This is a genomic window from Mycolicibacterium smegmatis (assembly GCF_001457595.1).
Lineage (GTDB): Bacteria > Actinomycetota > Actinomycetes > Mycobacteriales > Mycobacteriaceae > Mycobacterium > Mycobacterium smegmatis.
In genome coordinates this window covers 5359855-5378169 of the sequence record NZ_LN831039.1, presented here as the reverse complement: position 1 = coordinate 5378169, position 18315 = coordinate 5359855, and the positions used below count along the sequence as shown (strand labels likewise).

Here is an 18315-nt window from a genome sequence, read left to right as displayed (position 1 = left end):
CCCGTGGCGCTCGCGCGCCGGGTAGGGTTTGCCGCAAGATCGAAACCTGGAAGTTTCCTGGGAGTTTTTCTCCCTCAAGAGGGAACCCGCCGAGATCTTCGAACGTTGACCATGTAGTTCGTAACCCGAACACATCTCATAGGAGAGGAACCACGGTGCGCGAGAGCAGCAACCCGGTATTCCGCAGCCTGCCCAAGACGCAGGGCGGATACGCAACATTTGGTACCGGAGCCGCAGGCTACGGTGCGCAGCAGGTGCACGCACAGCAGTATGCGCCTGAGTACCTCGACAAGCAGCAGCCCGGCGTCGCCCGCCCGCTGACCATCGACGATGTCGTCACGCGGACCGGTATCTCGCTGGCCATCGTGTCGCTCGTCGGTGTGGTGTCCTACTTCCTCGTCGCAGGCAACCCCGGCCTGATGATGCCGACGTTCTTCCTCGGCTCGATCGGCGGCCTGGTCCTGGTCCTCATCGCGACGTTCGGGCGCAAGCAGGACAACCCGGCGATCGTGCTGAGCTACGCGGCGTTCGAGGGTCTGTTCGTCGGCTCGGCATCGTTCCTGTTCGCGAACCTGGTCTCCAGCGGCGGCCCCGCGATGATCTTCCAGGCGGTGGTCGCCACCTTCGGTGTGTTCTTCGGCATGCTGGTGGTCTACAAGACCGGCGCCATCCGCGTGACCCCGAAGTTCACCCGCATGATCATCGCCGGCATCTTCGGTGTGGTCGCGCTCGCGATCGTCAACATCCTGTTCGCGATCTTCACCGGCAACGCCCCGCTGACCGACGGTGGCCCGCTGGCCATCGGGTTCTCGCTGCTGTGCATCGGCCTGGCCGCGTTCAGCTTCCTGATCGACTTCGACGCAGCCGATCAGATGATCCGCGCCGGCGCGCCCGAGAAGGCCGCCTGGGGCATCGCCCTCGGCCTGACCGTGACCCTGGTCTGGCTGTACATCGAGATCCTGCGACTGCTGTCGTACTTCAACAACGACTAGCAGTCACACCCGAGAAAGGCGTCCGCGACAGCGGGCGCCTTTTTCTTGTGGCCGCGGTTCTTGTGGCGGCGTGGCTCAGACGGCCCGCGGCTTCATCCGGCTGGCTGCCTCGGCGGCGTTGCGGCGCGCGGTCTGGACGTCGTCGTCGAACGCCAGCGCGACGCCCATGCGGCGTTTGACGAAGCTCTCGGGCTTGCCGAACAGCCGGATGTCGGTGTGCGGCACCTGCAGTGCGGCGTCGACCCCGTCGAACACGACGCCGGTGGCGTCCACGCCGCCGTAGATCACCGCGCTGGCGCCCGGGGCCCGCAGCGTGGTGTCGACGGGCAGGCCGAGGATGGCGCGGGCGTGCAGTTCGAACTCGTTCTGCCACTGCGTCACCATCGTCACCATGCCGGTGTCGTGCGGACGCGGGCTGACCTCGCTGAACCAGACCTGGTCGCCCTTGACGAACAGTTCGACGCCGAAGATGCCCTGACCGCCGAGGTTTCCGGTCACCGCACCGGCGATCTCCTGGGCGCGTTCGAGCGCGGTCGCGGGCATCGGATGCGGCTGCCAGCTCTCGACGTAGTCACCGCCGACCTGCCGGTGACCGATGGGCTCGCAGAACTGCGTCGCGATCTCGCCGTCGGCGCCTCGCGCGCGCACCGTCAGAAGCGTGATCTCGTAATCGAAGTCGACGAACCCCTCCACGATGATCCGGGTGTGGCTGACCCGGCCGCCGGCCATGGCGTACTCCCAGGCCGCGGCGACCTCGTCGGGTCCGTTGATCTTCGACTGGCCTTTGCCGGAACTGCTCATCACGGGCTTGACGACGCACGGGTAGCCGATCTCGTCGTCGATGGCGGCCTGCAGTTCGGCGAGCGAGTCGCAGAACCGGTACGGGCTGGTCGGCACGCCCAGGGTCTCGGCGGCCAGACGACGGATGCCCTCGCGGTCCATGGTCAGGCGGGTCGCGCGGGCGGTGGGGATCACCGTCGTCACGCCCTCGGCCTCAAGGGCCTCCAGGACCGGGGTGGCGATGGCCTCGATCTCGGGGACCACCAGATCGGGCCGCTCGGCCTCGATGAGCGCCCGCAGCTGATCCGGGTCTGACATCGCGATGGTGCGCGCGTGGTGGGCGACCTGGTGGCCGGGCGCGTTCTCGTAGCGGTCGACGGCGATGGTCTCGACGCCGAGGCGCTGCAGCGCGATCAGCACTTCGCGGCCCAGCTCACCCGAGCCCAGCAGCATGACTTTCGTGGCGCGCGGTGACAGCGGCGTTCCGATGGTGGTCATCGGGACGGCATTCTATGGGGTCACCCGAGGATTCGACGCCGCGGCGCGGGGCCGGACCGACCGGTGACCCGCGCCGCAGCGTGCACGTACCGACTAGGAGAGGCGCTCCACGACCATTGCCATGCCCTGACCGCCACCGACACACATGGTCTCGATGCCGAAGGTCTTGTCGTGGGTCTGCAGATTGTTGAGCAGCGTCGCGGTGATGCGGGCACCGGTCATCCCGAACGGATGGCCGAGCGCGATCGCACCGCCCGAGACGTTGAGCTTGTCCTCGTCCATGCCGAGCGCGCGTGCCGAGCCGAGGACCTGCACCGCGAACGCCTCGTTGATCTCGTAGAGGTCGATGTCGCCGATCGTCATGTTCGCGTTGGCGAGGGCCTTCTTGACGGCCTCGATCGGGCCGAGGCCCATGATCTCGGGCGACAGCCCCGAAACACCCGTCGACACGATGCGGGCCAGCGGTGTCAGGCCGAGTTCCTTGGCGCGCACATCGGACATCACCACGAGCGCCGCGGCGCCGTCGTTGAGCGGGCAGGCGTTGCCCGCGGTGACCGTGCCGTTGGGCCGGAACACCGGCTTGAGCTGGCTGATCTTCTCGTAGGTGGTGCCGGCGCGCGGGCCGTCGTCCTTGGACACCACGGTGCCGTCGGGCAGCGTCACCGGCGTGATCTCACGCTCGAAGAAGCCGCTGTTGATGGCCTCCTCGGCGCGGTTCTGCGAGCGGACGCCCCAGTGGTCCTGGTCCTCACGGCTGATGCCGGTGTGCAGCGCGACGTTCTCGGCGGTCTGGCCCATGGCGATGTAGACGTCGGGCAGCGCGCCGTCCTCACGCGGGTCGTGCCATTCCTCGGCACCCGCGGCCGCCTCATCGGAACGCTTCATGGCGTCGGCGTACAGCGGGTTCTTGGTGTCGGGCCAGCCGTCGGCGTTGCCCTTGGCGAAGCGCGAGACGGTCTCGACGCCCGCGGAGATGAACGCGTGCCCCTCACCGGCCTTGATGGCGTGGAATGCCATCCGGGTGGTCTGCAGCGACGACGAGCAGTACCGGTTGACCGTGGTGCCGGGCAGGAAGTCGTAACCGAGCTGCACCGCGACCGCACGGCCGATGTTGAACCCGGCCTCGCCGCCGGGCTGGCCGCAGCCCATGATCAGGTCGTCGATGTCGCGCGGATCGAGCGCGGGAACCTTGTCGAGCACGGCCTTGACCATCTGGGCGGCCAGGTCGTCGGGGCGCATCTCGACGAGCGACCCCTTACCGGCGCGACCGATCGGGGAGCGGGCAGTGGCAACGATTACGGCTTCAGGCATGAGAACTCCTCATCAGGTGGCTCAGACGAACCTAGCTCGCAGCCGCAACCACAGGGGCGGGCACCCCGGTGGAACGCCGCCACAACCGGCTCATGGCGCCCAGCCGCGACCACAGCGAGGACGTGTCGGCCGCGCCCGTCTCCAGGGCATCGTCACCGTCCCACTGGCCCAAGGCATTACACAGGGCGGGCAGCAGCTGGCTGGCCGCCAGCGCGTAACCGGCCGCCGACGGGTGGAACATGTCCTCGCTGAACAGCAGTTCCGGCGTCTTGTGGAACTCCGGGGTGAGCAGGTCGGAGAACGGGACGGGCACACCCCCCGCGGCGCGCACGGCGTGCGCCTGCGCGCGCGCCAGCCGAAGGCCGCGGCTGCGCGCGTACCAGCGCAGCGGCTGCGGAATGGCCGTGATGACGCCGAAATCCGGGCACGTACCGACCACCACCGCCGCGCCCGCCGAGCGCAGCCGCGAGACGCCCGCGCCGAGCCTGCGCGCCGAAGGTCCGATGCCGTTGGGCTTGGTGATGTCGTTGGCGCCGATCATGATGACCGCGGCGTCCGGCGGCGGCCCCGCCACGAACATGGCGTCGATCTGTCCGGACAGGCCCTTGGACGTCGCGCCGACGATGGCTTTGGTGCTCAACCGGATTCGCTGCCCGAACTGCTCGGCGACACCACGTGCCAGCAGCACGCCTGGCACCTCGTCGGCGGAGTGACAGCCGTATCCGGTCGCGGTGGAGTCACCGAAGATCATCAGGTGCAGATCGAACGGCACGCCCCGTTCCCAGCGCTCCACCGGCCCGCCGCCGGGTGAGTAGACGCCGTCGGCGCGGGGCGGGATGGCCCAGGCCTTGGGGATGGTCCGGCGGGCTTGCGCGGCCTGCCCGTTCAGCAGGTTCCGCGCCCCGATGACTGCGGAGCCGGTTGACGCCAGCGTGGCCGCGGCCGCCAGGGCGACGGTCGACCGACGCGGTGCACGTGTGCCCACGGGTTCAGTTTAGGTGCGCCACGGCCCTGTCCGGCCCCTTGTCCGCGGTGCGGACCGGCGGGGCGATCACGAAGCGGTATCAACCAGTGGGAGGTCCGGTATCGAAACGCCTTGTTTGAACGTTGAACTTCTCAGAAGTGTCAAGCTAAGTTACCCGGGTTGTCTGAAGTGATTTAGCTCACCGTTCTACACCGTCGTAGGGAGTGGTGGCGATGACCGCACCGAGCAAGGTAACCAGGTCACCTCGTGCCGGCATAGGCCCAGGTGGGGCGTATCGCACGCGTAAATTTCCGGTCAGTGACTCGGCGCCGGTAGAGATCGTCGAGGACGGCACAAGCGTCGCCGGTCGACTCGCTTCGCTGGCGGCGATGCTGACAATTCGTCCGACGCTGGCAATCGGTAGCCGTGTGCCACATCTCCCGTGGCCGTTCGGGGCGCTGAACTTCGCGGCACGGATGCTGCGGCCCAGTCCGGGGACCATCAAGGCCACCATCGCGCTGCCGAACTGCACCGCGCAGCTCATCCGCGCCGACGGGGTACTGCCCGCCGACGGCACCCGAAGCGTGATCCTGTACCTGCACGGCGGGGCGTTCCTGGCGTGCGGTTCCAACACCCACGGCGGCATGGCGACCTCGTTGTCGGAGTACGCCGACAGCCCCGTGCTGGTGGTCGATTACCGCATGGTGCCCAAGCATTCGGTGGGCACGGCCGTCGACGACTGTTACGACGCCTACGTGTGGCTGCGTCGCGCGGGCTACGAACCCGAACAGATCGTCGTCGCGGGTGACTCCGCGGGCGGTTATCTGGGGCTCGCACTGGCCGAACGGCTGCTCGACGACGGCGAGGTGCCCGCCGCGTTGGTGGCGATGTCGCCGCTGTACGAGATCGACAACCGCGCGCGGGCCGAGCACCCCAACGCCCGGCGCGACGCGATGTTCCCGCCCAAGGCGTTCGACGCGCTCGTCGAGATCGTCGAGGCCGCCGCCGCGCGCAACGGCGAACAGGTCTACGAACCGCTCGACCACATCGAGCCGGGCCTGCCGCGCACGCTGATCCACGTGTCCGGCTCGGAGGTGCTGATCAGCGACGCGCGCAAGGCCGCACGCATGCTGTGCGCCGCGGGTGTTCCCGTCGAGGTCCATGTTTGGCCTGGTCAGATGCACGTCTTCCAGATCGCGGGCAACCTGGTGCCCGAGGCCAAGCGCTCGTTGCGGCAGATCGGCGCCTACATACGTGAGGCGACGTGGTGAGCCTTTCGCGCGCCTGAGACCATTGACGTATGCGCATAGCCAGGCACATCAGTGAGCTCATCGGTAACACCCCGCTGGTCCAGCTGAACTCGGTGGTCCCCGAAGGGGCAGGCCTGGTGGCGGCGAAAATCGAGTACCTCAACCCCGGCGGCAGCTCCAAGGACCGCATCGCGCTCAAGATGATCGAGGCCGCCGAGGTCAGCGGTGAGCTCAAACCGGGCGGCACCATCGTCGAACCCACCTCGGGCAACACCGGCGTCGGCCTGGCCCTGGTGGCCCAGCAGCGCGGCTACAAGTGCGTCTTCGTCTGCCCTGACAAGGTCAGCGAGGACAAGCGGAATGTCCTGCGCGCGTACGGCGCCGAGGTCGTGGTGTGCCCGACGGCGGTTCCGCCGGACCATCCGGACAGCTACTACAGCGTCTCCAACCGCCTGGTCACCGAGATCGAGGGCGCCTGGAAGCCCGACCAGTACTCCAACCAGATGGGCCCGGAGAGCCACTATGAGACCACCGGCCCCGAGATCTGGGCCGACACCGAAGGCAAGATCACACACTTCGTCGCGGGTGTGGGCACCGGCGGGACCATCACCGGCACCGGCCGCTACCTCAAGGAGGTCTCGGGCGGCAAGGTCAAGGTCATCGGCGCCGATCCCGAGGGCTCGGTGTACTCGGGCGGCACGGGCCGGCCCTACCTCGTCGAAGGTGTCGGCGAGGACTTCTGGCCCACGGCCTACGATCCTTCGGTCCCCGACGAGATCATCGCGGTGTCCGACGCCGACTCGTTCGAGATGACCCGGCGACTCGCACGTGAAGAGGCCCTGCTGGTCGGCGGATCGTGCGGCATGGCCGTCGTCGCCGCCATCGAGGTGGCCCGCAAGGCCGGGCCCGACGCCGTGGTCGTGGTGCTGCTGCCCGACGGTGGACGTGGTTATCTGTCAAAGATTTTCAACGACGCGTGGATGTCGTCCTACGGTTTCCTGCGCACCCGCCTCGACGGCAGCGTCGAGAAGACCGTCGGTGACGTGTTGCGCGGCAAGTCGGGTGCACTGCCCGACCTGGTGCACACGCATCCGTCGGAAACCGTGCGCGACGCGATCGGGATCCTGCGCGAGTACGGCGTCTCCCAGATGCCCGTCGTCGGCGCGGAGCCGCCCGTGATGGCAGGCGAGGTGGCAGGCAGCGTCTCCGAGCGCGAACTGCTCTCGGCGGTGTTCGAGGGCCGCGCCAAGCTGGCCGACGCGGTCGCCGAGCACATGAGCCCGCCGCTGCCGCTGATCGGCGCCGGTGAACTGGTCAGCACGGCCGCCAAGACCCTTCGTGAATCCGACGCCGTGATGGTGGTCGAGGACGGCAAGCCCGTCGGTGTGCTGACCAGGCACGACCTGCTGGGGTTCCTGTCCGAGGGCGGTTACCGGCACTAGGTTGCCCCCATCCGCGCCGCGTCCGCAGATTCCGCGCACGCCGCGTGGAATGCGCTGCTGTCAGCGGCTTCCCAGGTAAGGTGGGCTCGCTCAGGGTCAGCAAACCCGACGGGAAGGCGCCATGACCGGCCATACACGACCGCCCGTGGTCTTGCCGACGCAGGTTGCGGCCATGTCGAAGCAGCTAACGACGGCGCGTGCGATGCGTAATCTGCCTGTGGAGTTGTTCGTTCGCGCCGCATCCAGGTGCTGGTAGAAAGTCGCGGCCGTGCCGCGGTCGCTATCCGAGGTGAGGAGAGCTTGCAACGTGACTGATCAGCCTCCGGGCAACAACCCGCCGCCGCCCGACGGCGGCTACCCGCCGCCCCCGCCGCCCGACGGCGGCTACCCGCCGCCCCCGCCGCCGGACGGCGGCTATCCCCCTGCGCAACCGGGCGGTTTCGGCCCGCCACCGCAGGGCGGTTACCCGCCACCCCCGCCGCCGGGAGGCTACCCGCCTCCTCCGCAGGGTGGCTTCCCGCCGCCGCCCCCCGGCGGTTACCCACCGCCTCCGCCGCCGCAGGGCGGAAGCTATCCGCCGCCGCCTCCGCCGGGAGCGGCGGGCTACCCGCCGCCGGGTTACCCGGGCGGACCAGGCGCGGGATACCCGCCCGCAGGCGGCTTCGGTCAGCCCGGGGGTTACGCCCCGGTGGGTGCGCCGGGCTTCGGTGGCGCCTACAGCGTCGGCGACGCGTTCTCGTGGGCCTGGAACAAGTTCTCCAAGCACGCCGTCGAGATGATCGTTCCCGCACTGGTGTTCGGGCTGGTCTACGCCATCCTGCAGGGCATCGTCAACGGCATCTCCGGAGCGTTCACCTCGACCAGCTCGGCCGACGGCTTCGAACTGTCGATGGCGACCGGCGGCGGCGTCGTCTCGATCATCGGCGCCATCATCACGCTCATCGTCACCGCCGTCATCCAAGCCGCTTACATCAGCGGCGTTTTGGAGATCGCCAACGGGCAACCGGTGACCATCGGGTCGTTCTTCAAGCCGCGCAACGTCGGTGACGTCATCATCGCGACGGTGATCGTCGGCGTGATCAACTTCGTGGTGGCGGCGATCCTGCTGTTCCCGGGGTTCTTCGTACCGGGCTACCTGTTCGTCGGGGTTCCGGTGCTGCTGATCGCCTCGGCGATCATCGCGGTGCTCTTCCTGTTCACCACGGTCGCGGTCCTCGACCGCAACCTGTCCGGCGTGGACGCGGTGAAGACCAGCTTCGAGCTCAGCAAGGCCAACTTCGGCACGGTCTTCATCACCGCCGTGGTGATCTTCCTGCTGCTGCTCGCGGGCGCGATCGCCTGTGGCATCGGACTTCTCGTGGCCTACCCGCTGGTGGCCCTGATCGAGGTGTACGCGTTCCGTCGCCTCACCGGCGCACCGATCGCACCGCCCACCCAGTGAGCCGTTAGGTTCCGGCGTCTCGTCACGGCGCCCACGCTGCAAAAAGTCACGCGGCGTGGGCGCCGTTTCGCGTGGGATCATCGACGCATGACTCAGCTGCCGCCGCAGGGGCCGGGACCGGCTCCGTATGGCCCGCACCCGGGTGGTCATCCGGGCCCGCAGGGTGGTTATCCGCCACCGTGGCAACCGAACCCGTATCAGACCCCGGTGCCCGGCCCGTACGGGCCGCCGACCGTGCCGAACCCGCAGGCGTACACGCCCTGGTTCGACCGGGTGATCGCGTTCGTCATCGATCAGTTGCCCATCGCGGTTGTCACCGTGATCGGTTATCTCGTCGTCTTCGGGATTCTGGCCGGCGCGTCCCAGGGGTCCTCCGACGGTGAGATCACCACCGGTGTGGGCATTGTCGCCGCCGTCCTGATCTTCGTGCTGTCGCTCGCGCCGATCGCGTACGGCGTGTGGAACATGGGCTACCGTCAGGGCACCACGGGGCAGAGCATCGGCAAGAGCGTCATGAAGTTCAAGGTGGTCAGCGAGCAGACCGGGCAGCCCATCGGCTTCCTGATGTCACTGGTGCGCCAGGTGGCCCACATCGTCGACGGTCTGATCTGCTACGTCGGTTACCTGTTCCCGCTGTGGGACGCCAAGCGGCAGACCCTGGCCGACAAGATCATGACGACGGTGTGCGTGCCGGTCGACCGGCAGCCGCCGCAGTTGTCCTATCCGCCGCAGCAGCAGTTCCAGCAGGCCTACGCGCCGCAGTACCAGCAGCCGTATCCGCCGTACCCGCCGCAAAATCCGCCGGGGTTCAACGAAATGCGCTGACACCGGTCAGCGCCTGGGCGATGACCATCTGGTGCACCTCGGAGGTGCCCTCGTAGGTCAGCACCGACTCCAGGTTGTTGGCGTGCCGCAGCACCGGGTACTCCAGCGTGATCCCGTTGGCGCCCAACAGGGTTCGGCACTGCCTGGCGATCTCGAGAGCCTCGCGGACATTGTTGAGCTTGCCGACGCTGACCTGCTCGGGGGAGATCCTGCCCGCGTCCTTGAGCCTGCCCAGGTGCAGCGCCAGTAGCTGCGCCTTGCTGAGTTCGACTGCCATGTCGGCGATCTTGGTCTGCGTGATCTGGTAGGACGCGAGTGTCTTGTCGAACACCTCACGGGTGCCGACGTAGTCCAGCGTTGCCTCCAGGCAGTCGCGCGCCGCGCCGACCGAACCGAACACGATGCCGAAACGCGCCTCGGAGAGGCACGCCAACGGGCCCGACAGCCCTCTGGCGTTCGGCAACTGTGCCTCGGCGGGCAGACGCACATCGTCGAGATGCAACTCGGAGGTGTTCGACGCCCGCAGCGACAGCTTGTGCTTCATCTCGCGGCCGACGAAGCCCGGGGTGTCCGTCGGCACCACGAACCCCAGGATGCCGTCCTCGGAACGCGCCCACACGATCGCGACGTCGGCCACTGAGCCGTTGGTGATCCACATCTTCGAACCGTTGAGGATCCAGTCGGAGCCGTCGCGCCGCGCGGTCGTGCGCATACCCGACGGGTTGGAGCCGAAGTCCGGTTCGGTGAGCCCGAAGCAGCCGATCACCTCGCCCGTGGCCATTCGCGGCAGCCACTGCTCGCGCTGCTCCTCGCTGCCGTGCGCGTGGATGGCGAACATGGCCAGCGATCCCTGCACCGACACCATGCTGCGCAGGCCGCTGTCCACGGCCTCGAGTTCCTGGCAGGCGACGCCGTACGCCGTGGCCGATGAGCCGCCGCAGCCGTAACCCTCCAGGTGCATGCCGAGCAGGCCCAGCTTGCCGAACTCGGTGGCCAGTTCGCGCACCGGCACCGAACCGGATTCGAACCACTCTGCGACAAATGGCCGCAGGCGTTGCTCGCCGAACCGGCGTACGGTGCTGCGCAGCTCCAGTTCCTCGGGGTTGAGCATCGAATCTGTGTCGAGCAGGTCGGCGACCGCCGTCGTCCCGGCCGCCGCGTTGGATGGAGCCATGGTCCATGTCTACACCCGTCCCGATAGGCTCGACACGTTATGAGTGAACACCGCAAGTGGCACGGTCTGGCCACGAAAGCCATCCATGCCGGTTACCAGCCTGACCCGGCGACCGGTGCCGTCAACACGCCGATCTACGCCAGCTCGACGTTCGCCCAGGACGGGGTCGGTGGGCTCCGCGGCGGGTTCGAGTACGCCCGCACCGGCAACCCGACGCGGCAGTCCCTCGAGGCCGCGCTGGCCGCGGTCGAGGAGGCGCGCTTCGGCCGGGCGTTCAGCTCGGGCATGGCCGCCACCGACTGCGCGCTGCGTGCGGTGCTGCGTCCGGGCGATCACGTCGTGATCCCCGACGACGCCTACGGCGGCACGTTCCGGCTCATCGACAAGGTCTTCACGCACTGGGGCATCAGCCACACCCCGGCCGCGCTGAGCGACCTCGACTCGGTGCGCTCGGCGATCACGCCCAAGACCCGCCTGATCTGGGTCGAGACCCCGACCAACCCGCTGCTGAACGTCGCCGACATCGCGGGCATAGTGCAGATCGCGTCGTCGTCGGGTGTGAAGGTGTTGGTGGACAACACGTTTGCCTCACCGGCTCTGCAGCAGCCGCTGCTGTTGGGCGCCGACATCGTGCTGCACTCGACCACCAAGTACATCGGCGGTCACTCCGACGTCGTCGGCGGTGCGCTGCTGACCAACGACGAGGAACTCGACGCCGCGTTCGCGTTCCTGCAGAACGGCGCGGGCGGTGTGCCCGGACCGTTCGACGCGTACCTGACCATGCGCGGACTGAAGACCCTGGTGCTGCGGATGCGTCAGCACAGCGAGAACGCCGCGCTGATCGCGGAATTCCTCGACGGGCATCCCGCGGTCCAGACCGTGCTGTACCCCGGTCTGCCCAGCCACCCCAACCACGACGTCGCGGCACGGCAGATGACCGGCTTCGGCGGTATGGTGTCGGTGCGGTTGCGTGGTGGCCCACAGGCCGCGCGTGACTTGTGCTCGCGCACAGAGATCTTCATCCTCGCCGAGTCGCTGGGCGGGGTCGAGTCGCTGATCGAGTACCCGGGCGCGATGACCCACGCGTCGACCGCGGGCTCGCAGCTCGAGGTGCCCGACGACCTGGTGCGGCTGTCGGTCGGCATCGAGCACTCAGCGGACCTGCTGGCCGACCTGGAGCAGGCCCTGGGCTGAGTTCTTTCTCAGTCCAGCAGGGCGATCAACGCCGGGCGTACCGCCGAGGTCGTGACCGCCAGGTTCATCTCGGGCAGTGCCGTGGCGTTCTCGTCGACCCAACTGCCCGTGGCGATCTCGGTGGCGCGGGCATGCACCCAGCGCCACCCGCGCTCGTTGAGGCTCAGCACTGCGCCCAAACCGTCGACCGAGTGCAACAGGCAGATGATCGCGGCGACCGGCGGCGTGGGGTTGTGCCCGTCGAACAACGCGGCGAGCAACGCCGCACGCGCGCCGCTCACCCGGTCACGGTTGGTCAGGGGCCAGCAGTAGCGGCCGCGTCCCGGAAATCCCTTGCCGGGCATGCGGACTCGCTGAATCTGACCCATCGCCTGCAGGTGTGACTCAAGGTGGGTCTGGGTCGGCCCGCCGAGCTTGGCCAACGCGGCCTGCGGGGTGAGCGGCTTTCTGCGCAACACCTCGAACGCCGGATCGGCGACGGGGTCGGGCGGAAACTGCCCGGCCAGCGCGATGAGTCGGCCCGCCGGGACCGGTTCACCGGCCAGGGCAGGCCGGACACGGCACATGTAGGCCAGGTCCAACAACACCGCGGCACCGAGCACACGTTCACGCCTGCGTCGATCGAGTCCAGGCTGTGCAGACGCGTTGTCGAGCAGCAGCAAGAAGAGATCTTCGGCGATCCGCGCCATCCCCCCGACTGTAGTGCGTCGCCCCGGCGGCGCCGCGTCAGCCTTGATACGGCTCAGCGCTGACGAGCGTCACCTTCACCACGTTGCCGCTGGGCACGGTGTAGGTGCGCGATTCGCCGACCTTGGCGTCGAGCAGTGCGCCGCCCAGCGGCGAGTTGGGGGAGTAGACCTCGAGCTTGCCGTCGCTGATGCCCTCCTGGCGGGTGGCGATCAGGAACGTCTCGGTGTCGTTCTCGTCGTCGTCGTAGTACACCTTGACCACCGAGCCGGGCAGCGCCACACCGGACTGCTTGGGGGCCTCGCCGACCTTGGCGTTGTTGAGCAGCTCCTGCAGCTGGCGGATGCGGGCCTCCTGCTGGCCCTGCTCCTCGCGCGCGGCGTGATAGCCGCCGTTCTCGCGCAGGTCGCCCTCTTCGCGGCGGTCGTTGATCTCGGCGGCGATCACCGGCCGGTTGGCGATCAGCTGGTCCAGCTCCGCCTTCAACCGGTCGAACGCCTCCTGGGTGAGCCAGGTGACCTGGGTATCGGTCATGTCTTCGCGCTCCTGTCGTCGTCGTCTCGCGCTTTGTACGAAAGTCTGTTCAGGCCCGGAGGATGCGCGTGTATTGCCGGCACGGCAAGCGGTTTTTTGACCGCTAATGCAGCAATACACGGCCCCAGCGGGAAACCGTGTATCGCACAATCGTACCACCGGGTCGTCGACGCAATGCCATTCCGTGTTGGTTGCGTCACTCAGGTCTGCGGTGTCACCAGGTACGACGGGACATCGGTGCCGCATCCGTAGATGTCGCCCATGACGGGTTTGCGCGTGGACTTCACCTCGGCGGTGACTTGCACCACACGATCGCTTCCCGGCGGGACCAGGATCTCGCGCCGCCCGGTTTCGCTGCCGTCTTTCGACCGTGCGCGGACGATGCAGACGACGGGCTTGGACGGGTCGGGCCGCTCGACCCCGATGGTCACCTGGACCGTTTCGTCGTCAAGAAGTTGATAGCCCGTGAGCTCGCCTTTCACCTCGCCGCTGCCGAAGCGCTGATACGCCACGACCGCGACGATCACACCCGCGACGAGCACCAGTGCTGCCACCGCGATCAGGATCCAGCGGCGGCTGAGGCGCGGTTGCTCGCGGGATCCGTACCGGGCGGCGGGGCGTTCGATCATCAGAACTGGAACTATAGGCGGGGACAAACGGGTAGCCACCGTCAGATGGCCGGCCGAACGGCCGGTCGGGGTGAACGGACATGGGCGAAGGATTAGGCAAAGGGTCGCCGTAGTTAGATGGAACGAAATGAGTGAACTGCGGTTGATGGCGGTGCATGCCCACCCGGACGACGAGTCCAGCAAGGGTGCGGCAACCACCGCGCGCTACGCGGCCGAGGGTGCCCGCGTCATGGTGGTGACCCTGACCGGCGGCGAGCGCGGAGACATTCTCAATCCGGCGATGGACCTGCCCGAGGTCCACGGCCGGATCGCCGAGGTGCGCCGTGACGAGATGGCCAAAGCGGCCGAGATCCTGGGTGTCGAGCACCACTGGCTGGGTTTCGTCGACTCCGGATTGCCGGAGGGTGACCCGCTGCCGCCGCTGCCCGACGGGTGTTTCGCCCTGGTCCCGCTCGAGGAGCCCGTCAAGCGTCTGGTGCGGGTGATCCGCGAGTTCCGCCCGCACGTGATGACCACGTACGACGAGAACGGTGGTTACCCGCATCCCGACCACATCCGCTGCCACCAGGTGTCGGTGGCCGCGTACGAGGCCGCGGCCGACCACCTGCTGTATCCCGACGCCGGTGAGCCGTGGGCGGTGCAGAAGCTGTACTACAACCATGGCTTCCTCCGTCAGCGCATGCAGCTCCTGCAGGAGGAGTTCGCCAAGAACGGGCAGGAGGGCCCGTTCGCCAAATGGCTCGAGCACTGGGATCCCGACAACGACGTGTTCGCCAACCGGGTGACCACCCGCGTGCACTGCGCGGAGTACTTCCACCAGCGTGACGACGCGTTGCGTGCGCACGCGACACAGATCGATCCCAAGGGCGACTTCTTCCACGCCCCGATCGAGTGGCAGCAGCGGTTGTGGCCGACCGAGGAGTTCGAGCTCGCGCGGGCCCGCGTGCCGGTCACGCTGCCCGAGGACGACCTGTTCAAGGGGGTCGAGCCATGATCGACACCTTGACGGCCGTCGTGACTCTTCTGGCCGACGAGCCCCGCAACACCGGCCCCGAGTTCGGCAAGGCCGCACCGTTCGGTCTGCTGATCACCGTCGTACTGCTGGTCGGCACGTTCGCGCTGGTGTGGTCGATGAACCGGCACCTGCGCAACCTGCCGGAGTCGTTCGATCCCGAGCACCCCGAACCCGATCAAGAGGCCGACGAGGGCACCGTCGTGATCGAACCGGACAGCACCCCGGAGAACGGAACGGCCAAGGGTTCGGAGTAGCCACGCCTAGGGTGGTGGTGTGGCCAACCTCCTGAACCGGTCCACCAGCCCGTATCTGCGCCAGCACGCCGACAACCCCGTGCACTGGCGCGAGTGGACGCCTGAGGCGCTCGCCGAGGCGGCTGAGCGTGACGTGCCGATCCTGTTGTCGGTCGGTTACGCCGCCTGCCACTGGTGTCACGTGATGGCCCACGAGTCGTTCGAGGACGCCGAGGTCGCCGCACTCGCCAACGCGAACTACGTGTGCATCAAGGTCGACCGCGAGGAGCGCCCCGACCTGGACGCGGTGTACATGAACGCCACCGTCGCGCTCACGGGGCAGGGCGGCTGGCCGATGACGTGCTTCCTCACCCCCGACGGCAGGCCGTTCTTCTGCGGAACGTACTACCCCAAGGCGAACTTCCTGCAACTGCTGACCGCGGTCGCCGAGACGTGGCGGGACCGGCGCGGCGAGGTCGAGCGGGCGTCCGATCAGATCACCACCGAACTGCGGAAGATGGCCGGCGGCCTGCCCGCGGGCGGCCCGCCCGTGAGCGCCGAGATGTGCGATCACGCCGTGGCGTCCGTGCTCGGTGACGAGGACAAGCGCCACGGCGGGTTCGGTGGTGCGCCCAAGTTCCCGCCGTCGGCGCTGCTGGAGGGTCTGCTGCGGCACTACGAGCGCACGGGTTCGGCCGCCGCGGTGTCCGCGGTGCAGCGCACGTGCGAGGCGATGGCGCGTGGCGGAATCTACGATCAGCTCTCAGGAGGTTTCGCGCGCTACAGCGTCGACCCGTATTGGGTGGTACCGCATTTCGAGAAGATGCTCTACGACAACGCGCTGTTGCTGCGCGTCTACGCGCACCTGGCGCGTCGTACCGGAAGCGTGCTGGCCCGTCGAATCGCCTCAGAGACAGCGGATTTCATGATCGCCGAGCTCGGTGACCGCGACATGTTCACGTCGTCGCTCGACGCCGACGCCGCCGGCAGTGAGGGGTCCACCTACGTGTGGACGCCCGCGGAGCTGCGGTCGGTGCTCGGTGACGACGACGGAATATGGGCCGCAGCGGTTTTCGGGGTCACCGACGAGGGGACCTTCGAACACGGCGCGTCGGTGCTTCAACTGCCCGCCACCCCGGACGATCCGGCGCGGTTCGAGACCATCCGCACGACGCTGCTCGCCGCGCGTGCCGCACGGCCTCAGCCCGCGCGCGACGACAAGGTCGTCACGGCATGGAACGGCTTCGCCGTCACCGCGCTCGCCGAGGCGTCGGTCGCGCTGCAACGACCCGAATTGCTCGACGCCGCATCGCGATGCGCGCGCAGGCTCATCGACCTCCACGTCGTCGACGGGCGGCTGCGCCGCGCGAGTCTCGGCGGGGCGGTCGGAGCCAGTGCGGGCATCCTCGAAGACCACGCCGCGATGGCCACCGCGCTGCTGACGCTGTACCAGCAGACCGGACAGTGGCTGCCCGAGGCACGGCACCTGCTCGACCTCGCGCTGGAGCACTTCGCCGACCCCGAACAGCCGGGCCGCTGGTATGACACGGCCGACGACGCCGAGACACTCATGGTCCGGCCGGCCGACCCGATCGACGGTGCGACGCCCGCGGGGGCCTCGCTGATCGCCGAGGCGCTGCAACTGGCTGCCTACCTCACCGGATCGTCGCGTTATGCCGAAGCGGCGCAGGCCACTTTGGCCACCGCGGTCCCGATCCTGACCCGCGCCGCACGGTCGGGCGGGCACTGGCTGGCCGTGGCCGAGGCCCAGTTGCGTGGACCCATCCAGATTGCCGTGGCATGTGAGCCGTCGTCGGAACTGTTGGCCGCCGCGCGCACGCTCGCACCGGGCGGCGCCGTCGTCGTCGGCGGTGCGGTGGACTCGTCGGAGCTGCTGCGCGGACGCGACCGCGTGGACGGCGCCGACGCCGCCTATGTGTGCCGGGGGACCGTGTGCGATCTGCCGGTGACCACGGTCGGGGATCTTGCTGACGCCCTGGGAGTGGCCGTGTAGCGTCAGCGGCCATGAGCCACGATGCCGCCGCCTTGGAGTCGTTCGTCAAGCGTTACCTGGACACTGTCGCAGGAGGTTCCGCGGCCGACATCGCCGCGCTGTACGCCGACGACGCGACGGTGGAGGACCCGGTCGGCAGTGGCGAGGTGCACATCGGGCGCCAGGCCATCGAGGGGTTCTACAAGAACATGACCGCCGCGACGACCGACATCAAGACCGAGCTGCTGAGCTTCCGTCCCGGCGGGAGCGAGGCGGCCTTCCTGTTCGCCATCACCATCGGCAACGCCATGCGGATCGAGCCGATCGAGGTGATGACGTTCGACGGCGACGGCCGGATCACGTCCATGAAGGCGTACTGGTCACCGGCTGACATCAAGCAGCTGTAGGGATCTTTCAGCGGACCTCTCGACCGACGCGCACGTTCGTCTCACCGCGAGCGTGCGCGTACTGCTGAGGTTTTGCGGCGTGCCGAGGGGCAAACACGCACGCTCGCGGTGCCACGCGTCAGAAGACGGCGAACCACATCGCGATGTAGTGGCAGATCGCCGCCACGGCCGTGCAGGCGTGGAAGAACTCGTGGTGACCGAAGGTCGCGGGCCACGGGTTCGGCCACTTGAGTGCGTAGAGGACGCCGCCGACGCTGTACAGCGCGCCGCCGACGATCAGCAACACCACTGCCGCGACACCGGCGCCGTCCATGATCGGCCCGATGAACCATGCCGCGACCCAGCCCAGCAGGATGTAGAGCGGTACGCCGAGCCAGCGTGGCGCCGAGGGCCAGAACATCTTGAGGAGCACGCCCGCGATCGCGCCGCCCCACACGATCCAGAACAGCACCATGCCCTTCGACTCGGGCAGTGCCAGCAGGGCGAACGGTGTGTAGCTGCCCGCGATGAACAGGAAGATCATCGAATGGTCGAGCCGCTTCATCCATTTCCGCGCGGTCACCGACGTCCAGTTCACGCGGTGATACACCCCACTGACCGCGAACATCGCCACGATCGTGAACGTGTAGAGCAGCGTGGCCAGACCGGCGCGCGTCGACTGCACCGACCACGACACCGACACCAGTGCGGCGCCCGCGATCAACGCGACGATCGCCGAGTAGACGTGAATCCACCCGCGCGCCCGTGGTTTTCCGAAGAACTGGGCAACGCCGTCGGCAACCGCGGCGGGCAGGTCCTCGGCTTGGCGTTGCGAACCCGCGGCATCGGCGGCCGCTGATCGGTAGGGAGCTGTCCGGCGATCGTGAGAACCGTCGATCGGCGCGGTCATGTCACCTCCACATACAGCTGATGGGTCATTCCCGCAGTTAACAGTAGTCTGGATTCT

18 protein-coding genes are annotated in these 18315 nt (G+C 68.1%); 10 read left to right on the top strand and 8 right to left on the bottom strand.

Annotated elements, in window-relative coordinates:
* Positions 1-155: 155 nt before the first annotated feature.
* Positions 156-992: a Bax inhibitor-1/YccA family protein gene (locus AT701_RS25780; RefSeq protein ID WP_003896676.1), complete on the top strand. Its 837-nt coding sequence runs from the start codon at positions 156-158 to the stop codon at positions 990-992.
* Positions 993-1067: 75 nt separating this feature from the next.
* Here AT701_RS25780 and purT read toward each other — a convergent pair whose 3' ends face one another.
* The 3 genes from purT to AT701_RS25765 form a co-directional block, all read right to left on the bottom strand.
* Entirely contained in the window at positions 1068-2270 is a 1203-nt protein-coding gene (gene purT / locus AT701_RS25775) for a formate-dependent phosphoribosylglycinamide formyltransferase (RefSeq protein ID WP_003896675.1), read from the bottom strand.
* Between the two features lie 93 nt (positions 2271-2363).
* Positions 2364-3581, bottom strand: coding sequence for an acetyl-CoA C-acetyltransferase (locus AT701_RS25770; RefSeq protein WP_058126865.1), 1218 nt, complete (start codon positions 3579-3581; stop codon positions 2364-2366).
* A 31-nt stretch (positions 3582-3612) separates the two neighbouring features.
* Positions 3613-4566, bottom strand: a complete 954-nt coding sequence (locus AT701_RS25765; protein WP_011730433.1) for an SGNH/GDSL hydrolase family protein — start codon at positions 4564-4566, stop codon at positions 3613-3615.
* A 212-nt stretch (positions 4567-4778) separates the two neighbouring features.
* On the opposite strand from AT701_RS25765, the gene AT701_RS25760 reads away from it, so the two are divergent.
* The 4 genes from AT701_RS25760 (at position 4779) to AT701_RS25745 (ending at position 9503) form a co-directional block, all read left to right on the top strand.
* Complete coding sequence (locus tag AT701_RS25760; protein ID WP_029104481.1) at positions 4779-5816, top strand: alpha/beta hydrolase; 1038 nt, start codon at positions 4779-4781, stop codon at positions 5814-5816.
* Positions 5817-5845: 29 nt separating this feature from the next.
* Positions 5846-7237, top strand: coding sequence for a cystathionine beta-synthase (locus tag AT701_RS25755; RefSeq protein WP_011730431.1), 1392 nt, complete (start codon positions 5846-5848; stop codon positions 7235-7237).
* A 307-nt stretch (positions 7238-7544) separates the two neighbouring features.
* Entirely contained in the window at positions 7545-8678 is a 1134-nt protein-coding gene (locus AT701_RS25750) for a DUF2189 domain-containing protein (RefSeq protein WP_011730429.1), read from the top strand.
* A gap of 87 nt (positions 8679-8765) precedes the next feature.
* On the top strand, positions 8766-9503 hold the full coding sequence (locus tag AT701_RS25745) for an Rv1078 family RDD domain-containing protein (protein ID WP_011730428.1): 738 nt from the start codon (positions 8766-8768) through the stop codon (positions 9501-9503).
* Here the strand turns inward: AT701_RS25745 and AT701_RS25740 are convergent.
* Positions 9487-10677, bottom strand: a complete 1191-nt coding sequence (locus AT701_RS25740; RefSeq protein ID WP_011730427.1) for an acyl-CoA dehydrogenase family protein — start codon at positions 10675-10677, stop codon at positions 9487-9489. The genes AT701_RS25745 and AT701_RS25740 overlap by 17 nt on opposite strands.
* 39 nt (positions 10678-10716) lie before the next feature.
* Between AT701_RS25740 and AT701_RS25735 the strand changes: the two genes are divergently transcribed.
* Positions 10717-11871 carry a cystathionine gamma-synthase gene (locus tag AT701_RS25735; protein ID WP_058126864.1) on the top strand — a complete coding sequence of 385 codons (1155 nt, stop codon included), beginning with the start codon at positions 10717-10719 and terminating at the stop codon, positions 11869-11871.
* A gap of 8 nt (positions 11872-11879) precedes the next feature.
* Here AT701_RS25735 and AT701_RS25730 read toward each other — a convergent pair whose 3' ends face one another.
* The 3 genes from AT701_RS25730 to AT701_RS25720 form a co-directional block, all read right to left on the bottom strand.
* Positions 11880-12560, bottom strand: a complete 681-nt coding sequence (locus AT701_RS25730; protein ID WP_011730425.1) for a GOLPH3/VPS74 family protein — start codon at positions 12558-12560, stop codon at positions 11880-11882.
* Between the two features lie 37 nt (positions 12561-12597).
* Positions 12598-13092, bottom strand: a complete 495-nt coding sequence (gene greA, locus AT701_RS25725) for a transcription elongation factor GreA (protein ID WP_003896664.1) — start codon at positions 13090-13092, stop codon at positions 12598-12600.
* 200 nt (positions 13093-13292) lie between these two features.
* A complete protein-coding gene (locus tag AT701_RS25720; RefSeq protein ID WP_003896663.1) occupies positions 13293-13721 on the bottom strand; it encodes a DUF4307 domain-containing protein in 429 nt (142 codons plus the stop codon).
* A gap of 127 nt (positions 13722-13848) precedes the next feature.
* Between AT701_RS25720 and mca the strand changes: the two genes are divergently transcribed.
* From mca to AT701_RS25700, 4 genes are read left to right on the top strand one after another with little or no spacing between them, the layout of a single operon-like run.
* A complete protein-coding gene (gene mca / locus AT701_RS25715; protein WP_003896662.1) occupies positions 13849-14715 on the top strand; it encodes a mycothiol conjugate amidase Mca in 867 nt (288 codons plus the stop codon).
* A complete protein-coding gene (locus AT701_RS25710; protein WP_003896661.1) occupies positions 14712-14990 on the top strand; it encodes a hypothetical protein in 279 nt (92 codons plus the stop codon). Before mca ends, AT701_RS25710 begins: the two co-directional genes overlap by 4 nt.
* A 19-nt stretch (positions 14991-15009) precedes the next feature.
* Positions 15010-16983: a thioredoxin domain-containing protein gene (locus tag AT701_RS25705; protein ID WP_058126863.1), complete on the top strand. Its 1974-nt coding sequence runs from the start codon at positions 15010-15012 to the stop codon at positions 16981-16983.
* Between the two features lie 11 nt (positions 16984-16994).
* On the top strand, positions 16995-17369 hold the full coding sequence (locus AT701_RS25700) for a nuclear transport factor 2 family protein (RefSeq protein ID WP_011730423.1): 375 nt from the start codon (positions 16995-16997) through the stop codon (positions 17367-17369).
* A 118-nt stretch (positions 17370-17487) separates the two neighbouring features.
* Here the strand turns inward: AT701_RS25700 and trhA are convergent, their stop codons facing one another.
* The gene (trhA, locus tag AT701_RS25695; protein WP_003896658.1) at positions 17488-18258 is read right to left on the bottom strand and encodes a PAQR family membrane homeostasis protein TrhA; all 771 of its coding nucleotides are present in this window, start codon (positions 18256-18258) and stop codon (positions 17488-17490) included.
* Positions 18259-18315 lie beyond the last annotated feature (57 nt).